Genomic DNA, 19381 nt, shown 5'->3' with positions numbered 1-19381 from the left:
ACTTTGATCGCCTTGGCATGCCTCGCCTCACATAACCTCAACTACTCGAACCGCCCGGTGCGGACCCGCATGCCGGGTGGTGTGGCAGGGGAGCAGCTATATTTAGCTGCCCCCTATGCCGATGTCAGCCATCCGTGAGGGTGTCGCTTTTATACAAAAAATGGCCGGATGTCGCGCTTTTTGACGATCTTGGGTTCAGACGCTGGCCAGGACGAGGAAATGTTTCTAAATAAAGCTCTGACCCCGGTTGTAGGCGTTTGCCGCGCTTCGGGGAATCAGGCTTCCTACCCCCGTTGGTGGAGGGTATTGTGTTTACGGTTGGTTTACTAATTGTGTACGGGACGTTGTCGAGTATCTATATAATATCAGGGGTATCGCCGTGACCGGGACCGGTCCGCCTATGCCTTCCCAATCTCAGCCGAACTATCCCTAAGGATCCAATGAGCAACGACAAAAGCACCCAGTTAGCCCTGATTATTACGCAGTTCGAACATGAGCTGCTGGAAGTGTGGCTGTCGGGATTGATGACGCGCATGATTCGCCGCGACAAGAACGCCGAGGCCGAATTGCGCCAGCAAGCCACCCGTTTCCTGCCCCTGCTGGTGCGCGCCCTCGAACGCGGCGCCACCACCGATATCGAAGGCGCGGCCTGGGACGATACCCGCCACATGCTCACCGAGATCTCGCAGGCGCGCGTGCGGCAGGGCTTTTCGTCGATCGAGACGGCCAGCTTCATCTTCGCCCTCAAGGAGCCCTTGTTCGCCTACCTGCGCACCGCGCTGGCCGACAATCCGATCCAGCTGGTCGAGGAAACCACCACCACCAGCGCGCTGTTCGACCGCCTCGGCCTGTTTACCATCGAGGTGTACCAGAAGGCGCGCGAGCAGGTCATCCTGCGCCAGCAGCAGGAACTGCTGGAGCTGTCCACCCCGGTCGTGCAGTTGTGGGACGGCGTGCTGGCCCTGCCGCTGATCGGCACCCTCGACAGCGCCCGCACCCAGGTGGTGATGGAAAACCTGCTGCAGAAAATCGTCGACACCGGCGCTTCGATCGCGATCATCGACATCACCGGCGTGCCGACCGTGGACACCCTGGTGGCCCAGCATCTGCTGAAAACCATCGCCGCCGCGCGCCTGATGGGCGCCGACTGCATCATCAGCGGCATCCGCCCGCAGATCGCACAGACCATCGTACACTTGGGCGTGAACCTGGAAGACGTGGTCACCAAGGCCACCCTGGCGGACGCCTTCGTGGTGGCGCTCAAGCGCACCGGTTCGACCATCACCCATCCGCACAACGCGCGCTAAGCCATGGAACGCATACCGATCCTGAAAATGGGCCGCCTGCTGCTGGTGACGATCCAGGTCGACATGCACGACCGCCTGGCCATGACCTTGCAGGACGACCTGACCGCGCGCATCGTCAAGGACCGCGCGACCGGCGTGCTGATCGATATTTCGGCGCTCGACATCGTCGATTCCTTCATCGGCCGCATGATCAGCCATACGGCGGCCATGGCCCGCATTCTCGACGCCCGCACGGTGCTGGTGGGGATGCAGCCAGCCGTGGCGATCACGCTGGTGGAACTGGGCCTGACGCTCGAGGGCGTGAGCACGGCACTGAATGTGGAACGCGGCCTGGCCCTGCTGCAGCAGGAACGGGAATGACCGCCGTGGTACAGCGGCGGGGCGCGCCGTGAGCGCCGCCGGGGGGGCGGTGCATGCGCCGCTGATCACCGATGAAGACGTGGTCCGCCTGCGCAAGCTGGTGCGCGACGAAATGGTCGCGCTCAAGTTTTCGCTGATCGAACAAACCAAGATGGTCACCGCCGCCAGCGAACTGGCGCGCAATACGCTGCGCTACGGCGGCGGCGGGCGCGCCGAACTCGAACTGGTCGAGCGCGGCGGCAAGCGCGGCATCCAGGTCAGCTTCATCGATGAAGGTCCCGGCATCGCCGATATCGACCTGGCCCTCACCGACGGCTACACCAGCGGCGGCGGGATGGGCCTGGGCCTGTCCGGCGCGCGCCGCCTGGCCGACGACTTTATTCTCGACAGCGCGCCAGGCAAGGGCACCACCGTCACCATCGCGAAATGGAAGTTGTTTTGAACAGATTAGGCAGGCAGGCGACTTTTCATGTCGGTGAATCGAGCGAGATCGCAGCGGCGCGACGCGCCGGCAATACGCTGGCGCGCCAGCTCGGCTTTGACGAGACCCGCGCCGGCCAGTTGGCCATCGTGATCACCGAGGCGGCCACCAACATCCTCAAGCACGCCGGCGAAGGCGAAATCTTGCTGCGCGCGCTGCATGCGGGCGAGCGCGCCGGCGTCGAAGTGATCGCGCTCGACCGCGGTCCCGGCATGGCCAACGTGGCGCTGCGCATGGAAGACGGCAATTCCACCGCCGGCACCTACGGCGTGGGCCTGGGCGCCATCGGCCGCCTGGCGCCGGAATTCGATATCTATTCGGTCGAAGGCCAGGGCACGGTGCTGTTCATGACGGTATGGAGCGGCGCGGCCGGCGCGCCGCTGTCGGACTGGGAAGTGGGCGCGGTCTGCCTGCCGATCCCCAGCGAGGAAGTCTGCGGCGACGCCTGGGATGTCGGCCTCGCCAGCTGGGGCCTGACAATCGGCATGGCCGATGGCCTGGGCCACGGCCCGGAGGCGGCCGCCGCTTCGGAAGCGGCGGTCGCGCTGGTGGCCGAGCGTCCCGCCGTGGGGGTGTCGGAACTGATGCAGCTGGCGCACGGCGCGCTGCACGGCACCCGTGGCGCGGCGGTGGCGATTGCGGCCATCGATTGCGATGCCGGCGAGCTGACGTTTGCGGGCATCGGCAATATCGCCGGCTGCATTTTCGACGGCGCCGCGCGCCGCCACCTGATGTCGCACAACGGCATTGTCGGCAGCAACCTGCGCAAGGTGCAGAAGTTCAGCCATCCCTGGGCGCCCGGCGCCATGCTGATCATGCATTCGGACGGCCTGGGAACGCGCTGGGACCTCGATGCCTATCCCGGCCTGGTATTCCGCCATCCGGGCCTGATCGCGGCGGTGCTGTACCGCGACTTTGCGCGCCAGCGCGATGACGCCAGCGTGCTGGTCGTGCGTGAACGGGAACTGGCGTAATGTCGCTGCGGATTCTCAAGATCGCCATCGGCACCGAGCTCGATGTGGTCGGGGCGCGCCAGCGCGCGCGAGAGATCGCGGTGCTGTGCGGCTTCGCCATGCAGGATCAGGTGCGCATTGCGACGTCGGTGTCGGAACTGGCCCGTAACGTCTTCAATTATGCGCACGGCGGCAGGGTCGAGTTTTCGATCGAAGATACCGGCGGCACCCAGGCGCTGCAGATCCGCATTGAGGATCAAGGTCCCGGTATCGCCGACCTGGAGTTGGTGCTGTCCGGGCGCTACCAGTCGGCCACCGGGATGGGCCTGGGCATTCTGGGCGCGCGCCGCCTGATGGACCTGTGCGAGATCGACTCCGCGCCCGGCAGCGGCACCCGGATCGTGCTGCAAAAGCGCTTTGCCGCCGATGCGCCGCGCATGACGGCGCGCATGGTGGGCGACATGTGCGCCCATCTCACCGCGCTGGCGCCCGATTCGATGCTGGGCGAAGTGCAGCAGCAGAACCAGGAACTGCTCGGCACCCTCGATGAACTCAAGGCGCGCCAGGAAGAACTGCTGGCGCTCACGCGCGAGCTCGAAGAGAACAACCGCGCCGTCAAGCTGCTGTACGCGGAGCTCGACGAGAAGGCCGAGCACCTGCGCCGCGCCGACCAGGCCAAGTCGCGCTTCCTGTCGAACATGAGCCACGAATTCCGCACGCCGCTCAGTTCCATCCGGGCGCTGTCCAAGCTGCTGCTGGCGCGCGCCGACGGCGAGCTGTCGGAAGAGCAGGAAAAGCAGGTCCGCTACATCCTGCAAGGCACGATCGCCCTCAACGAGATGGTCGACGACCTGCTCGACCTGGCCAAGATCGAAGCGGGCAAGGTCGATGTGCGGCCCGAGCGCTTCATGGTGGCCGACATGTTCAGCACCTTGCGCGGCTTGCTGCGGCCGTTGTTGGGCGGTTCGGCCGTCGCGCTGACCTTTCATGAACCCGCAGCCGGGCTGGCGCTGTGCAGCGACCAGGGCAAGCTGGCGCAAATACTGCGCAACTTCATTTCGAATGCGATCAAGTACACCGAGCAGGGCGACATCGCGGTCCGTGCGGCCTTGCTGCCGGAGCAGGGTATGATGCACTTCAGCGTGGCCGATACCGGCCTGGGAATCGCCGCCTGCGACCAGGCGTTCATCTTCGAGGAATTCAGCCAGATCGAAAACCGCTTGCAGACGCGCGTCAAGGGCACCGGGCTTGGCTTGCCGCTGTGCCGCAAGCTGGCCGACCTGCTGGGCGGGGCGGTTGGCGTCGACAGCGTATTGGGCGCCGGTTCGGTATTCTGGGTGTCGGTCCCGCTCACGTCCATGGCGGACCGGGACGACGCCCCGGTAACGTCATATTTACATAATCCGGATTGAGGTCCACCATGCAGTCCATTCCATTTGCCGGTTCATTGATCCTCAACGTCGACGACAGCGAAGGGGCACGCTACGCCAAGTCGCGCATTCTCACGCGTGCCGGTTTCCGGGTGATCGAGGCCACCGACGGCAACTCGGCCCTGCTGCGCGCGCGCGAAGACAAGCCGGACCTGGTGCTGCTCGACGTCAAGCTGCCCGACATTAACGGCTTCGAAGTGTGCCGCCTGCTCAAGGACGATCCCGACACCCGCCCCGTGCTGGTGCTGCAAACGTCGGCGTCGTACATCGGCGTGGCCGACAAGATCCGCGCGCTCGAAGGCGGCGCCGACAATTACCTGTTCGAGCCGATCGAACCGGAAGAACTGGTCGCCAACGTCAAGGCGCTGCTGCGCCTGGGCCAGGTCGAGCGCGAGTTGCGCGACGTGGACCGCCGCAAGGATGAATTTCTGGCCACGCTGGCGCATGAACTGCGCAATCCCCTGGGACCGATCCGCAACGCGGTCGAGCTGTTGTGCCGTCTCGACCCGAACGTGCCGGAACGCCAGGACAAGGCGCGCCAGACCATCCTGCGCCACACCGGCCACCTGGTGCGGCTGGTCGAAGACCTGCTCGACGTGGCCCGTATTTCAAAAGGCAAGATCACGCTGCACGAAGAGCGGGTGGAGCTGCAAACGTTCATAGGCAGCGCGCGCGAGTCGGTGGCGCACATCGCCGAGAGCCGCAAGCAGCGCCTGGAAGTGACGCTGCCGGCGCATGAAGTGTGGCTCAGCGGCGACCATGTGCGGCTGGCGCAAATTGTCGGCAACCTGCTGCATAACGCGTTCAAGTTCACGCCGCCGGGCGGGGTCGTCACGCTCACGGCTGAAGTGACGGGGCAGGAGATCCTGATTCGCGTGGCGGACAACGGCATCGGCATCGCCGCCGGCAAGCTCGATGTCATTTTCGACCTGTTCGCGCAAGATGGCTTTACGCCGGACCGGGTGCAGGACGGCCTGGGCATCGGCCTGTCGCTGGTGCGCACGCTGGTAAGCCTGCATCACGGGACGGTGAGCGCGTCGAGCCCCGGCGTGGACCAGGGCAGCGTATTCGAGGTGCGCCTGCCGATCGACGCCATCGGCAGCGGCGTCGCTGACGCCGGCGTAGCGGGCGCCGATGCCGCCGCCACCCGCATCCTGGTGGTGGACGATAACGTCGATGCGGCCGACATGCTGGCCGAGCTGCTCGGCATCGGCGGCCACGATGTGAAGGTCGCTTACAACGGACAGCAGGCGCTCGATCGCGCGGCGAAGTTCAAGCCGACGTACGTGTTCCTCGATATCGGCCTGCCCGACATGAGCGGCTACGAAGTGGCGACCAGAATGCGCGAGCTGCCCACCATGGACGATGCGGTGCTCGTTGCGCTGACCGGCTACGGCCAGGCGCGCGACCGCGAGCAGGCCATGGAGGCCGGCTTCGACGACCATATCGTCAAGCCGATCGATTTTGCCAAGGTCACGTCGCTCGACCTGCAGCGCCGCAAGCGCTGAGATAGGCTCTAAACGGCCCGCCCCGGGTTACTGCCAGGGGAAGAACCACGCCAGCGGCTTGTCGACGCGCGCGGCCCACGACTTTTCGTTGTGGGTGGCGCCTTCGGCGACGTGGTAAAACAGGTCGGCATCCTGCCGGTAGCCTTGCTTTTGCAGGGCGTCGCGCATCTTGATGGTATCTTCCAGGCCATCCTTCACCGTTCCGGCGTCGAGATAGAACTTCACCGGCAGGCGTGGCGGCAGCGCCGTCACCAGCGCTTCCTTGTTCCACCAGAACGAGCCCGACAGCGACGCCGCTTTCGAGAACACCGCCGCATTTTTCTGCGCAATCGAGACCGAGGCGATGCCGCCCAGCGATGAGCCCATGATGGCGGTCGATTCCTTGCCGGGCAGGGTGCGCAGCGTGCTGTCGATGTACGGCTTGACCGTGTCGACCACGAAACGCTGGTAGGTGTCGAGCTGGCCGCCGCCGTACTGCGGGTCGCAGCAGGGCGTGTATTCGTCCACGCGCGCGGGCGTATTGTCGATGCCGACCACGATGATCTCTTCCATCACGCCGGTGGCCACCAGCCGGTTGACCGTTTCGTCGATGCCCCATTCGACGCCGAATGCGGCCGTCCTGGCGTCGAACAGGTTCTGGCCGTCGTGCATGTACAGCACCGGATAGCGCTTTGCGCGGTTCTCGTCGTAGCTCGGCGGCAGGTAGATGCGCAGCTTGCGGCTGTTCTTGAGCTGCGGCGAGGCGAAGTCGGGAATGATCTTCACCTTGCCGAAGGGCGCGCCGAAGAAGGGATAGATGTCGCGCGTGCTGCCGGCGGCGAGCTTGTAGGCGCCCCCGATGGCCACCTTGTCGTCGCCGAGGGCCGGTTTCATGTGTACCTCGCCCAGCTCGTCCGGCCAGGTGTAGGTCCAGACCTTGCCGTCGCCGCTGTTGGCGGCGGCGCCTTTGGACCATGACATCGGCCCCTTGTCGCCACGGATGGCAACCCCGCCTTTGGGGCTGTCGTAATGGACGCGCACCGTGGTGGCGTGGGCGGCCAGCGGCAGCATGCTTGCCGCGGCCAGCGCGAGTCGTGCCAGTGTCATTGCATCTTCCCTTTTACTTCAGGCGCAGCAGGCGCGCGCCATGCACATCGAACTTGTTGGACGGACCGTCGGCGCCGCCGGCCGCGCTGAAGGTGCTGTTACTTTGCAGGTAGCTCATATTATAGAAGTCGCTCATCTCCAGCGCGTAGCGGCCGGGCTTCAGGCGGGCGATCAGCGGCGTCGACATCACCGGCGGCGCGCCGGCCTGGTCGATACGCGCGTGCGGCAGCTGCACCACGCCCTGCGCCGCGATGCGGCCGGATGCGTCTTTCAGGGCCAGCCATTTTACGCCGCCGCTGATACCGAGGTTAATCTGGTTGGCGCGGTTATGGTAGCGCACCTGCACGCCATATTCGCCGCCCTGCACAAGGTGTACGGCGCCGAAGCGCAGGCGCTCGCCCGGCTTGCCCCAGTCCTTGATGTGCGGCTGCGCCACGCCGCCCACCGTCGGCGCGATCTCGATCGCCGTGCCGGTGCAGCGCGGCACGCTGTGGTGGCTGCGGTTGCCCGATGCGGAAAACTGCGCTTCGATGGCGTAGCACGCGGCCGCGGGCGCGGCGCGGTCGGTCCAGGCGCCGGCGGCGACCCTGGCGGCAACCAGCTTGCCATCGCGGTAGACGTTGTACACGACGCCGGCGCCGTTGCCGCCGGCGTCGATCCGCAGCGTCGCCGGTTTGGTGATGCCGGCAATGGACGGTTCACGCGGACCGAATACGTCCGGCCCCTCAGCGTACGGTGCGGCGTCGACGCGGCGGATTTGCTGCTCGCCTTTTTGCAGTGCGCCGAGCGTGATATCGATGGTTGCGTTGTCCGGCAACTGGCGCCAGGCGATCGCCTGCGCCAGGTGCCGGCCGCCGACGGCGATCGATTCGAGCGGGAACCAGCCGCTGTCGTTGGTCGCATCGGGCAGCGCGATGCGCACGTTGATGCGCTTTCCGCGCACGGCCAGGTTGTCGAGGGTGATGAGCTTGGCCGCGCCGAACACCTCGCGCCGCAGTTTGCTGGTGATGAAAGGGCGCACCTCGATGCCGCTGCCTGTCACTTCGATGCCGAACACGTTCCCGATCACCATGCCGAGGTAGCCGCCGACGGACCACAGCTGACGCCTGGAGTTGATGACGGGGCCGATCAGCGCCGGCCGTTGTTCGTCGAGCAGGAGCGGCTGGCCGGTAATCCATTCCAGGTTCTCCATGTTCGACAGGTTCAGCGCGGCGCCGCGCATCAAGCTGTCGTACGCGGCGTCGGCCACGCTGACGTTGGCGTGCATGGCGGCCGCCCGGAGGCCGTACGCGCTCACGAAGGGCCAGAGCGCGCGGTTGTGATACACCGGCATGCCCTGCTGCTGCGGGTAGATGACCGGCGCGCCCATCGGGCCATGCGGATAGCTGGCCAGGATGCGGCGCGCGCGTTCGCCGTCGGCCACGCCGGTAACGATCGCCAGCGCTTGCCCGAGCCAGTCGAATTTATGCAGCGGCGCCCCGTCGAAGTGGGGCGCGCTCAAGCTGCTGTACATGCCCGCGTGTTCCAGCCAGAAGTGCCGGTTGATGCTGCGTTTGAGCGCGGCGGCCCAGCCGGCGTACCTGGCCGAGCGCGTGGCGTCGCCGCTGTCATGCGCCAGCGACGCGGCCAGGTTCAAGGCCTGGTAGTGCAGGACGTTGGTGGACAGCGCCCTGGAACTGGCGAGCGACGCCAGGTCGCCCACGATCCACGCGGCGTAGCTCTGGTCGCGCCAGTCGAGAAAGGATTGCTCTCCCATGTACAGCCCGGAAGCGGCATCGAAGGCGGCCAGCCGGTCGTTCTCGAGCGTGTTGACCAGCGCGCGCAAGGCGCGTGCGGCGAACGGCGCGCGCTCGGCCGGCGCCAGGTTGTTCAGGGCCGCTTGCGCGCCCAGCACCCAGGCCACGCGGTCGGTGCTGACCGGCCAGCTGCCGCCGCTGCCGGTATCCTGGACGATCTGCAGGCCGTCGGCGCTGCCCGCCACCTGCGGGGCGCGCTCGATGCCGGCACGGTAGCCGGACAATTTGAAATCGAGCGAATTGCGCACCCGCTCGGGGTCGAGCATCGCCAGCCCCAGGTCGGCGGCGTACGACAGGTCGCGCGTCCAGACGTAATGCCACTTCTCGCCGGTTTCGAAACAGTCGCAGTCGATGGCGGCCGCGCCGTTGTAGTTGCCGTCCTTGATCTGCGCGACGGCGTTCTGTTTCATTTCGCCCGCCGCCAGCGCAAACAGCGCGTCGAACGCCAGGCTGCCGCTGCGCACCGTCGGCGTGTCGGCGGCTTCCTGGTACGTTGTCGATTGCGGGCCGGGATCGCGCAGCGGCATCGTGCTCGATTGGGTGTAGCTGCGCAGCGTTGCCCCGGCATCAGGCGTCGACCAGCGCACCCTGTGGCTGCCGTACTCCCGGCTGACGCTGACCGCGTGGCCCTGGTGCGGGTCTTGCATGCTGGCGGACGGAATGCTCATTTGCGCCACCCGCAGCAAGGGCGCTGCGGGGTCGGAGGCGTCCACCGAAAAGCGCCAGGTGGAGGTCTGTTTGACGAACAGGTAGTCCTCGGGGCCGGACCGGGTCCGCATCCGGTAGCTGGCGCCGGCGGTCACGGTGACGCTGGCGGCCGGGTCGATCACCCATTCGACCGACCAGTCCTTGCTGCCGACCTTGAAGCCGTGGTAGCCGGGGCTGACCAGGATGTCGGCTTGGTACACGCCCTTGCCCTTGTAGGCCAGCCGATGGTCGATGCTCCAGCCATTGAAGCCGCCGCGCAGGTACATGGGCGCGGCCAGCGGGCCGCTGTCGGCGCTGCCTGCGGCGCTGGCCGGGAACAGGGCGGCTGCGGCCAGCAGGTGGGAGGCGGCGAACATCAGCGGTACTCCTTGCGTTCGACGATGCCTTTCAAGGCATCCTTCGATTGGAGCATGGGGAAGTCCCCGGCGCGGTACTGCCTGGGCGTCTGGAAAACCAGTTCGCCGATGTCGCCGGCGTAGCTGGCCTGGTGCGCACGCAGTGCAAGCGGCTTGCCATCGATGCTGGCCTTGCCGCCGCCCGTTACCAGCGTTGCCGATTTGCCGGGAGCGAGTTCGAACGCGAGCCGCGAACGGCTCTTGTCGGCGTTTAGCATGCTGAAAACGACCTTGCGCCTGGTGGCGCCGGCCAGGCGCAGCTGCCACCGCTGCTGTTTTCCCGCGCGCCGGAAATCGACCTCGATGCGCTCGCCGGCGCCGAACGGCAGGACCGCGTAAAACGCGCTCCATGCGGCGGGAATGGCGGGCGTGAAGGCGAGCGTGTTGTCGAGCAGGCGTGGCCGGAAGCCCACGTAGTCCTGGTAGCCGTTGCGCGCGTATTCGGCCACGCTCCACGACTGCGCGTAGGTGCCCGATGGGGTGAGCTTGCCGTCGTCGCCGGGCAGGGCGTCGAGCAGTTCGCTCATGTTTCCCAGCGTTCCCAGGCCGAGGATTTGCCGGCCCAGGTTCCGGCTCAAGGTCCATGCCAGGTCCTGGTAGCCGAACTTGTTCAGGGCCGTGACGGTGAAGCCGGCGTTCCAGCCCCAGATGGTGCCCTGGTGGTAAGCGGCGTCCTTGTGGTGGAAGTCCGGGTTTTGGTGGCGCGGATGGAAGTAGGGATCGTTCTGGCTCAGCGAGGCGATGCCGTAGGGGTAGAGCAGTTCGGACACCGCGTTGCGCGTCACGCGCGCCTGTACCTTCGGTGGAATGAAGTCGTCGAAGGGAATCGACACCAGCATCAGCTGGTTGGGGCGGACCTTGGTGTCGCGGCTGGCGTCGTCGCGCAAGCGGTCGGCCATGACGCTGCCGTCCCAGTACAGCGCGAGGAAGCTGCGCCGCGCCTTGCCGGCCAGCGCGTTCCACTGGCGCGCGCGGGCGGCGTCGCCGGCCTGGCTTGCGAGGTAAGCGCCGGTTTCAAGCGCCGTGTACCAGAGGGCCTGGATTTCGACGGCGCGCGGGCCACGGGCGGACCATGGGTCCTGGTTGTCGATGCGCGCGTCCATCCAGGTGTCCGCCGAATCGTGTACCAGCAGGCCATCCTGGTCGGCGTAGTTGGCGATGGCGCCGTCGAAGTAGGGCAGGGCCAGCTGGTACATCTGGCGCGCAAAGGCTTTGTCGCCGGTGTACTGGATATATTCGAAGGCTTCGCGCAGCATCCACGGCGTGCCGTCGACGGTGTTGTAAATGGTCTTCTCGCTGGCCGACACGCGGTTGGGGATGCGGCCGTATTCCTTGTCGCGCGGTTCGCGCAGGTTCTGGTAGCGCGCAAAGTTCGACAGCACGGCTTTGGCGTCGTCGAACTGGCCCGATACCAGCAGGGTGCCGGGCAGTGCGATGAAGGTGTCGCGGCCCCAGTTGTCGCGGAACCAGGGCAGGCCCGCCCAGATGCCGGTGCCGAATTCCTCCACCACGAACATGCGGCTGGCGGCCTTGGCCCAGTTCAGCGCCTTGTTGTACTCAAGGTCGCTGGTGGAGAGATAGCTCTTGGTCAGGGCGTCGTACAGCGTCTTGCGTTCGGCCCCGATGGGGTCCGCCTTGGCCAGCGCCTGCGCGCGCTCGCTGGCCTGGGCGGCGCTGTCGCCAAAGGCGACCACCACGGTCATGCTGCGCACGGCGTGTGTGCTGCGCAGCGTGAGCGCGTCGCCCAGCACGAAGGGCTGGTCGGCGGCGATGGCGGTAAACAGCTTGGCGCCGCCGGATGGCGCGATCAGCACCACGTCACCGGCGCGGTGCATGGCGCCCGGGGCCTTGAACAGGGTTTGCACAGTCAATATGGCGTCGGCCGGATTGGTCAGGCGGATCGCGAGCGCGTGCTTTTTCGACAGCAGCGCCATTTCCTCCAGGGCGCCGCCGGCGTGGCGCACCCGGTGGCCGTAGGGCAGGACCTGTTCGTTCGAGCGCGTGCGTTCCTTGGCCGCGCCGTCCACGAACGTGGCGTAGCCTTCGTATACCGAAGCGTTCTTGATGGTGTAGCCGGCGCCCCTGTCATGGCTCTGCGTGTAGCCCTCGAAGTAGCCGGCCAGGTTGTCGCCGACGATGAACTGCGATTGCTGGCCAGGCGGCACGCTGATCGCCATCGCGTCGAAAAAGGCGTCCACGCCAGGTTTGCCGGCGAGGGCGGCGAGCGGCATGGTCATCGCCGCCGCGAGGGTGATCAGGTACTTCATTGACTCTCCAGGATCTGTACCGAGCGGGCCGGCATCTCGTAGTATGGCTACATCGCCTCCTTATCGATAAAGGATACTACAGATGACGATGCCTATCAAACCGGCCGCCGCAGCCCTGCCGCGCTGCCTGTTTGAACGCTAGTTTTGCTACACGATGCGTCAATACCTCGTCTGTTCGCGACGCTGCGGCCGCTGCCGCCGATGAGCGGCGGCTTTTTCTGCGAGTGGGGGGGGGCGGTCACGTCTGCTGGTTTTACTACGAAATTCCTACAGAAATGTAGTAACGATAAATTCTAAAAAGGTAAATTCTTGCTGGAATGACGCCAGCGTTGTTCGAATTAAGAAAATTGACTGTCTTTGTAGTCGTACTACAGCTACCCAAACACCATTCTGTAGCCGAAATACAACGAGCCAGCCCCTTGTACTGGGCATTGCATCCAATGAGCGCACTTTTCCGTAGTCGTACGCAACTCCCGTTGACAGTGCATCTAGTTTTAGTACAGAATCGGGCTCAGACGTCCTTAGAACGTTGCCTTTGGAACCCGTGCAGTCGCCGCCATACTGAACATACGGGAATTGTGTAGTAATGATAAGATGAGGGGACAGAATGACATTTTTCGCCAATACCCGTACCAGAAGTGCCGCATTTCCACTGAGCCCGGTCGCCGCCGCTTGCGCCTTGTTCATTTCCGCCATGTCGGGCAATGTGTATGCGCAAGCCAGCGTCGCGCCGCAGGCGAGCGAGCAGCCGATTGCCACGGTCAAGGTGTCGGGCATTCGCCGCGGTATCGAGGACGCGATTTCGGTGAAAAAGGAATCTTCTTCCATCGTCGAGGCTATCTCCGCGGAAGATATCGGCAAGTTGCCGGACGTTAGTATCGCGGAATCGATCGCCCGCCTTCCCGGCCTGGCGGCGCAGCGCGTCGGCGGCCGTGCCCAGGTCATCAGCGTGCGCGGCCTGTCGCCGGACTTTTCCACCACCTTGCTCAACGGCCGCGAACAGGTCAGCACGGGCGACAACCGCAGCGTCGAATTCGACCAGTATCCGTCCGAGCTGCTCAGCGGCGTCACCATTTACAAGACCCCGGACGCCGGCCTGGTCGGCCAGGGCTTGTCCGGCACGATCGATATGCAGACCGTGCGTCCGCTGTCGTTCGGCAAGCGCACCATCGCCATGAACGTGCGCGGCGAGAAAAACTCGCTCGGCGGCATCGCCAATGCGAAAGACACGGGCAAGCGCTTCAGCGTCAGCTATATCGACCAGTTCGCCGACCGCACGATCGGTATCGCCATCGGCTATGCGCACCTGGACTCGCCGGTGCTGTCGAACGAGACCGGCCTGTACGAGCCGTGGAAAACCGATGCGCGTCCTGGCGTGCCGGGCGGCACCTATTTGATGGATGGCTTGAAATCGGTGGCGCGCAGCGGCACCAACAAGCGCGACGGCGTCATGGGCGTGCTGCAATATCGTCCCAACAAGCGCTGGACCAGCATGATCGATGTGTACGCGTCGAAGTTCAAGCGTGAAGAAACCGCCAACCAGTTCGAAGTGGCCCTGAACGACTACAACGGCGGCTACAAGCCGGGCTTGCTGTATTCGCCGGCCACCACGGCCAATGGCGTGCTGACCGGTGGCTCGGCCAGCGGCGTGTATCCCTTGGTGCGCGGCATGTACAACGACCGCAAGGATGAGATCAAGGCGATTGGCTGGAGCAATACCTTGCGCTTCGATGGCGGCTGGTCGGTGTTTGCCGACGCCAGTTTCTCGAAGGCGACGCGCGATGAAGTCAGCCTGGAAAACAATCTGCAACTGAGCAATGCCGCCGCCGATCCTTTCCTCGACACCGTCGACCTGAAGTTCGCTACCGGCACCTTTTCGCACATTGCCGGCCGCCTGAACTACACCGACGCGAAGAATTTGTATCTGCGCAACACAATTTACGGTTCGGGCTATGGCAAGACGCCGCAGATCGAAGATGAACTCAAGGGTTTCAAGCTGGTCGTCTCGATGCCGGTCCCGACCGTGCTGGAAAGCTATTTCTCGGGCGTGGACGTGGGTATGAATTACGCCGACCGCAGCAAGAACAAGGTGCAGCCGGAAGGCGCGATCACCCTGCGCGGGGCGCCGGGTCCGGTGCCGAACGCGTTTCTGTATGGCCAGGTCGACCTGGGCTTTGCCGGCACCGGCATGATTCCTTCGTGGAATGTGCCAGGGGTGGTGAGCCAGACCATGAACTTCAAGCCGAGCTCGACCGAGTCGTTCCTGATTTCGAAGGCCTGGGAAGTGAACGAGAAGATCACGACCAGCTTCATCAAGGCCAATATCGACAGCGAAATCGCTTCGGTCACGGTCAAGGGCAATGTGGGCGTGCAGGTGCAGCGCACCGAGCAGTCGTCGCGAGCGAACTATTTTGACGGCACCGCGCCGGCCGGCAGCCAGGTCAAGCCGGTCCATGATGGCATGACGTATACCGATTACCTGCCGAGCCTGAATCTCTCGTTTGGCCTGAGCAATCAGCAGACCGTCCGTTTTGCCGCCGCCAAGCAACTGGCCCGTCCGCGTATCGACCAGCTGCGCTCGGCGCTCGACTTCAACGTCGGCACCACCGACTTCAAGCCAAGCGCCAACGGCGGCAACGCGCGCCTCGATCCTTGGCGCGCCAAGGCAGTCGACTTGTCCTACGAGAAATATTTTGGCAACAAGGCGTATTTTGCGGTCGCCGCTTTCCACAAGAAGCTCGATACCTATATCTTTACGCAAACCCTGGACTACGATTTCTCGAAATACATTCCCGGCACCAACGCGATTACCGCGATCGGTAACTACAAAGCGCCGTACAACGGCAATGGCGGCAAGCTGAAAGGCCTGGAACTGTCGGCATCGCTGCCGCTGAGCCTGATCACCCCGGTGCTCGATGGTTTTGGCGTCTCGGCTAGCGCCACGCACAGCAAGAGCTCGATCGCGATCGAAGATCCGGATAGCAGCATCGGCAAGAATATTCCGCTGCCGGGCTTGTCGAAGCGCGTGACCAACCTGACTTTGTACTATGAACAGAATGGTTTCGAGACGCGCGTCAGCCAGCGCAAGCGTTCGGATTTCGTTGGTGAAATCGGCAACTTTGCCAATGACCGCACCTTGCGTTATGTGGTGGGCGAAGACGTGGTCGACTTCCAGATCGGTTACAACTTTACCGAAGGCAGCCTGAAAGGCTTGGGAGTAGTGTTGCAGGTTAATAACGTTGGCGACACCGCGTACGAAACCTACGGCGGCGACCGCAACAAGCCGCTGGAATACCAGAAGTATGGCCGCACCTTCCTGATGGGCGCCAACTACAAGTTTTAAGGCCTTCCCTGTCGGGGTGATTCCGGCACTGAGCACAACCCCGGCGCATGCAAGTGTGGCGGGGTTGTTTCATTTTCGGAAAGGCGAGTGTGCGTTAACGACAATCAGATTGCCCGAATAGCCTCAATTACACCCCACTTGCACGCAACTCCGTTACAAAAAATCGCATTCTTGACTACAAAAGAGTAAACTGCAGGATGCTTTCCCGTCGGGCTAGCTAGTCAAATTGTGAGTGTCCTATGTCTGAAACCCCTGTACTACTGTTTTCCGAACTCAACCTGAGCGCCCAAGTGCTGAAGGTCATGAAAGAGGTCGGTTACGAAACGCCGTCGCCGATCCAGGCTGCCACCATCCCGCTGCTCCTGGCCAATCGCGACGTGCTGGGGCAGGCCCAGACCGGAACCGGCAAGACCGCGGCCTTCGCGCTGCCGATTTTGTCGCGCATCGATATCAAGCAGCAGACGCCGCAGGCGCTGGTGCTCGCTCCTACCCGCGAACTGGCGATCCAGGTCGCCGAAGCGTTCCAGAAGTATGCAACGCACATTAAGGATTTCCACGTCCTGCCGATCTACGGCGGCCAGAGTTACGGTCCGCAGCTGCAGGCGCTGCGCCGCGGCGTGCATGTGATCGTCGGCACCCCGGGCCGCGTCATCGACCACCTCGAAAAAGGCTCGCTCGACCTGTCCAAGCTCAAGACGCTGGTGCTCGACGAAGCCGACGAGATGCTGCGCATGGGCTTTATCGACGACGTTGAACAGATCCTGCAAAAAACCCCTGAATCGCGCCAGACCGCGCTGTTCTCGGCCACCATGCCGTCCGCAATCAAGCGCATCGCCAAGACCTACCTGCGCGATCCGGCTGAAGTGACGGTCGCCGCCAAAACCGGCACCGCCGACAATATCCGCCAGCGTTACTGGATGGTGAGCGGCATGCAGAAGCTCGAAGCGCTGACCCGCATCCTCGAAGCCGAACCGTTCGACGGCATGATCATTTTTGCCCGCACCAAGCTCGGTACCGAAGAACTGGCGACCAAATTGCTGGCGCGCGGCTTCGCGGCCACGGCGATCAACGGCGACATGCAGCAAACGCAGCGCGAGCGCACCATCGAACAACTCAAGAACGGCAAGATCGACATCCTGGTCGCCACCGACGTCGCCGCGCGCGGCCTGGACGTGGAACGCATCAGCCACGTGATCAACTACGACGTGCCGTCGGACCCGGAAAGCTACACCCACCGCATCGGCCGTACCGGCCGCGCGGGCCGCAGCGGCGAAGCGATCTTGTTCATCACCCCGCGCGAGCAGGGATTGCTCAAGGCGATCGAACGCGCAACGCGCCAGCCGGTGGCGCCACTGACCTTGCCGACCGTGAAAGCCGTCAACGACGTGCGGATCGCCAAATTCAAGGACCAGATCACCGAAGTGCTGGCCGCCGGCGGACTCGATGTATTCCGTTCGCTGATCGAAGAGTATGAGCGCGAGCAGAACGTGCCGGCCGTCGAAATCGCAGCGGCGCTGGCCAAGCTGGCGCGCGGCGACATTCCGCTGCTGCTGGAAAAACCGAACCGCGACGCCAAGAGCGCGCCATCGTGGCAAGAGAACTCGCCTGCCGCACGCGCACCGCGTTCGGACGCGCCAATGCGCAGCGACCGTGGCGACCGTGGTGACCGTGGTGACGCTCCGGCCTTCAAGCGCGAACGCGTTTCGCGTCCGTCGGAAGAGGGCATGGGCACTTTCCGTATCGAAGTCGGTCATGCGCACGGCGTCAAGCCGGGCAACATCGTCGGCGCGATTGCCAACGAAGCGAACATCGAGTCCAAGTTCATCGGCCGCATCGAGATCTACGACGACTACAGCACGCTCGACCTGCCGGTCGACATGCCGGCCGACCTGATCGATCACCTCAAGGGTGTCTGGGTCGCGGGCCAGCAGTTGAACATCACACGCGATGGCGAAGCGCCGGCGGTCAAGAAGGCGGCTGCTCCGAAAAAAGCGGGCGACCGTCGTTTTGAAGAGAAAAAGCTCGGACCTAAAAAGCCGTATGACGCGGCCACCAAGGCCAAGAAGGAAGCACGCAAGCTGGCCAAGCCGGAGTAAAGCGGCAGGCGGGTAAAAAAATGGGCAGCTTCGGCTGCCCATTTTGCTTGGGGGGCACTTCGCAGCGATCCGGGCGACTGGCGCGCAAGCGCACTGTCAGCGACGGCTTGCTGCGCATCGGCCATCGAATGGGGCTCCTAATTGCGCCATTCGATTGTGCTGATGACCGCTTCCAGGTTCCGGCGTGCCTGTTGCGCGGAACCCGGGTCCAGTTGCGCTGCATGGATGAACGCGGCAGGCCCGCAGAGCAGGCGAATGGATGCGTGAACTGTTTCGTCAGATGTGGTCTCCTGGCTCGATGTCTCATACTCCAAGGTTTATACGACCGCTCGCAATATCCTGAAGCCGGCTCCAACCCTTAATCCATCTTTCCGCTTCTGAAAGTAGCGCGCGTTGAGCTCATCGGCGCCAAAATCCGTCACGTCCCGAAAACCAAGCGCCGCAATCTGGGCTTGCAGTTCTTGAGGATGGAAATAGCTCTGCCATGGCTCACCCTCCGCCCCGAATTGCTTCGCCGCGTAGTCACTGATCACTTGATCGATCGGATGCAGCAAGGCTGGAGCAACGCGATAATCGAAGGCGATACTGCTTCCTTTCGGCAGCGATGCAACGTAATTCAAAACATCAAAAATCGCTGGCTTCGACAGATAGACGGTCACGCCCAGCCACGAAAAACAGCTCGGCACATCGGACCGCCATGTTGATGAAGCCAGCGCCGATGCCAGCGTGACGGTTTCAAAATCCGCAGCCACAAATTCAACCGAATCCGGGACCTTCAGGCCTTGTTCCCGCAAAATATCCTTTTTCCAGGCCTGCGTTGCCGGGTGGTCGACTTCAAACACGCGCACATGTTTATCGGCCCCAGGATGGCGCAGCATATAAGTATCCAGTCCGGCTCCCAATACAAGGTACTGACCGACTCCCTGGTTCAAGCTCTCCTCAAGCATGTCTTCGGCGGCCTTGCTACGTACGACTGCGGCTGCACGTACGCCACGAGACATGGGGTCGTTGAACTGATAGGGATCACTTTCCACCATCTGCGCCAAATGGTTCCCGAGAATTGGCAGCGCAAAGGGATCGGAAAAAACAAGGTGATTAGCGCTGATCTTCAGCATAACTGAACTTCGGTCGCCGTTACGTGTCCAACCTTGCATATGCGTGCGCGGTGGCGCAGGCGGGAGAAGATTATGGCAACGATGAATCGGGTTCAGTTTCAGGCGGGCATGAGTGTGACGCAATTCATGGAGCTCTACGGGACGCAAGCGCAGTGCGAAGCGGCACTGGAGAAGATTCGGTGGCGCGACGGATTCGTCTGCCCCATGTGCGCTCGCAACGATCATTACGTGGTTTGGCATGGTAAGGCAAAAACGTTCCAGTGCCAGGCTTGCCGGTGCCAGACAACCCTCACGAGCGGGACCATTTTCCACTCGAGTAAATTGCCTCTCACGAAATGGTTCCAAGCGATGTACTTCCTCACGCAAGCCAAGAACAACGTGGCGGCGCTGGAGCTGATGCGCCTCATCGGAGCCTCTTGCAAAACTAGCGGAACGGATGAAAATTGCTTGGCAGCGCAAGCGAAAAGGTGGGAGTGGGCGCCCATTTCTGGCATGATTTAGTTCTAACGCTTAATCAAAACGCCCACACCATGAAT

Annotated in this window: 12 protein-coding genes and 1 pseudogene; 9 read left to right on the top strand and 4 right to left on the bottom strand. The window is 63.6% G+C overall.

Annotated elements, in window-relative coordinates; all coding sequences use genetic code 11:
* The first annotated feature begins 440 nt into the window (after positions 1-440).
* From F1735_RS28720 to F1735_RS28695, 6 genes are read left to right on the top strand one after another with little or no spacing between them, the layout of a single operon-like run.
* Positions 441-1307 carry an STAS domain-containing protein gene (locus F1735_RS28720; RefSeq protein WP_167240109.1) on the top strand — a complete coding sequence of 289 codons (867 nt, stop codon included), beginning with the start codon at positions 441-443 and terminating at the stop codon, positions 1305-1307.
* Between the two features lie 3 nt (positions 1308-1310).
* Positions 1311-1667 (top strand): STAS domain-containing protein, encoded by a 357-nt coding sequence (locus tag F1735_RS28715; RefSeq protein WP_166893867.1) that lies wholly within the window; start codon positions 1311-1313, stop codon positions 1665-1667.
* A gap of 28 nt (positions 1668-1695) precedes the next feature.
* Positions 1696-2109 (top strand): anti-sigma regulatory factor, encoded by a 414-nt coding sequence (locus tag F1735_RS28710; RefSeq protein ID WP_373888596.1) that lies wholly within the window; start codon positions 1696-1698, stop codon positions 2107-2109.
* Positions 2106-3122: an ATP-binding protein/SpoIIE family protein phosphatase gene (locus tag F1735_RS28705; protein WP_308628130.1), complete on the top strand. Its 1017-nt coding sequence runs from the start codon at positions 2106-2108 to the stop codon at positions 3120-3122. Before F1735_RS28710 ends, F1735_RS28705 begins: the two co-directional genes overlap by 4 nt.
* A complete protein-coding gene (locus F1735_RS28700) occupies positions 3122-4513 on the top strand; it encodes an ATP-binding protein (protein WP_167240106.1) in 1392 nt (463 codons plus the stop codon). The genes F1735_RS28705 and F1735_RS28700 overlap by 1 nt, the downstream gene beginning before the upstream one ends.
* An 8-nt stretch (positions 4514-4521) precedes the next feature.
* On the top strand, positions 4522-6039 hold the full coding sequence (locus F1735_RS28695) for an ATP-binding response regulator (RefSeq protein WP_167240105.1): 1518 nt from the start codon (positions 4522-4524) through the stop codon (positions 6037-6039).
* 27 nt (positions 6040-6066) lie between these two features.
* Here F1735_RS28695 and F1735_RS28690 read toward each other — a convergent pair whose 3' ends face one another.
* From F1735_RS28690 to F1735_RS28680, 3 genes are read right to left on the bottom strand one after another with little or no spacing between them, the layout of a single operon-like run.
* Complete coding sequence (locus F1735_RS28690; protein WP_167240104.1) at positions 6067-7125, bottom strand: alpha/beta hydrolase; 1059 nt, start codon at positions 7123-7125, stop codon at positions 6067-6069.
* Positions 7126-7138: 13 nt separating this feature from the next.
* Positions 7139-9985, bottom strand: a complete 2847-nt coding sequence (locus tag F1735_RS28685; RefSeq protein ID WP_167240103.1) for an esterase — start codon at positions 9983-9985, stop codon at positions 7139-7141.
* On the bottom strand, positions 9985-12291 hold the full coding sequence (locus F1735_RS28680) for an amylo-alpha-1,6-glucosidase (RefSeq protein ID WP_167240102.1): 2307 nt from the start codon (positions 12289-12291) through the stop codon (positions 9985-9987). The genes F1735_RS28685 and F1735_RS28680 overlap by 1 nt, the downstream gene beginning before the upstream one ends.
* A gap of 607 nt (positions 12292-12898) precedes the next feature.
* On the opposite strand from F1735_RS28680, the gene F1735_RS28675 reads away from it, so the two are divergent.
* Positions 12899-15634, top strand: coding sequence for a TonB-dependent receptor (locus F1735_RS28675; protein WP_167240101.1), 2736 nt, complete (start codon positions 12899-12901; stop codon positions 15632-15634).
* Positions 15635-15873: 239 nt separating this feature from the next.
* Positions 15874-17730, top strand: coding sequence for a DEAD/DEAH box helicase (locus tag F1735_RS28670; RefSeq protein WP_167220923.1), 1857 nt, complete (start codon positions 15874-15876; stop codon positions 17728-17730).
* A gap of 317 nt (positions 17731-18047) precedes the next feature.
* On the opposite strand, the gene F1735_RS28665 is transcribed toward F1735_RS28670, so the two are convergent.
* Positions 18048-18845, bottom strand: a complete 798-nt coding sequence (locus F1735_RS28665; protein ID WP_167240100.1) for a class I SAM-dependent methyltransferase — start codon at positions 18843-18845, stop codon at positions 18048-18050.
* A gap of 72 nt (positions 18846-18917) precedes the next feature.
* Here F1735_RS28665 and F1735_RS28660 point away from each other — a divergent pair.
* Positions 18918-19274: pseudogene (locus tag F1735_RS28660) on the top strand (transposase); the annotation flags it as partial.
* Between the last annotated feature and the right edge of the window lie 107 nt (positions 19275-19381).

It is taken from the genome of Massilia genomosp. 1 (assembly GCF_011682185.1).
GTDB classification, from domain to species: Bacteria; Pseudomonadota; Gammaproteobacteria; order Burkholderiales; family Burkholderiaceae_D; genus Telluria_A; species Telluria_A rubra.
The sequence above is the reverse complement of the archived record's forward strand: the minus strand, read 5'-3'. Positions and strand labels throughout refer to the sequence as shown.

Bases quoted from the DNA above. Each gene is read 5' to 3' on its own strand.
- F1735_RS28720 (WP_167240109.1), top strand. From the start codon at position 441: ATGAGCAACGACAAAAGCACCCAGTTAGCCCTGATTATTACGCAGTTC.
- F1735_RS28715 (WP_166893867.1), top strand. From the start codon at position 1,311: ATGGAACGCATACCGATCCTGAAAATGGGCCGCCTGCTGCTGGTGACG.
- F1735_RS28700 (WP_167240106.1), top strand. From the start codon at position 3,122: ATGTCGCTGCGGATTCTCAAGATCGCCATCGGCACCGAGCTCGATGTG.
- F1735_RS28695 (WP_167240105.1), top strand. From the start codon at position 4,522: ATGCAGTCCATTCCATTTGCCGGTTCATTGATCCTCAACGTCGACGAC.
- F1735_RS28690 (WP_167240104.1), bottom strand. From the start codon at position 7,125: ATGACACTGGCACGACTCGCGCTGGCCGCGGCAAGCATGCTGCCGCTG.
- F1735_RS28685 (WP_167240103.1), bottom strand. From the start codon at position 9,985: ATGTTCGCCGCCTCCCACCTGCTGGCCGCAGCCGCCCTGTTCCCGGCC.
- F1735_RS28680 (WP_167240102.1), bottom strand. From the start codon at position 12,291: ATGAAGTACCTGATCACCCTCGCGGCGGCGATGACCATGCCGCTCGCC.
- F1735_RS28675 (WP_167240101.1), top strand. From the start codon at position 12,899: ATGACATTTTTCGCCAATACCCGTACCAGAAGTGCCGCATTTCCACTG.
- F1735_RS28670 (WP_167220923.1), top strand. From the start codon at position 15,874: ATGTCTGAAACCCCTGTACTACTGTTTTCCGAACTCAACCTGAGCGCC.
- F1735_RS28665 (WP_167240100.1), bottom strand. From the start codon at position 18,845: ATGCTGAAGATCAGCGCTAATCACCTTGTTTTTTCCGATCCCTTTGCG.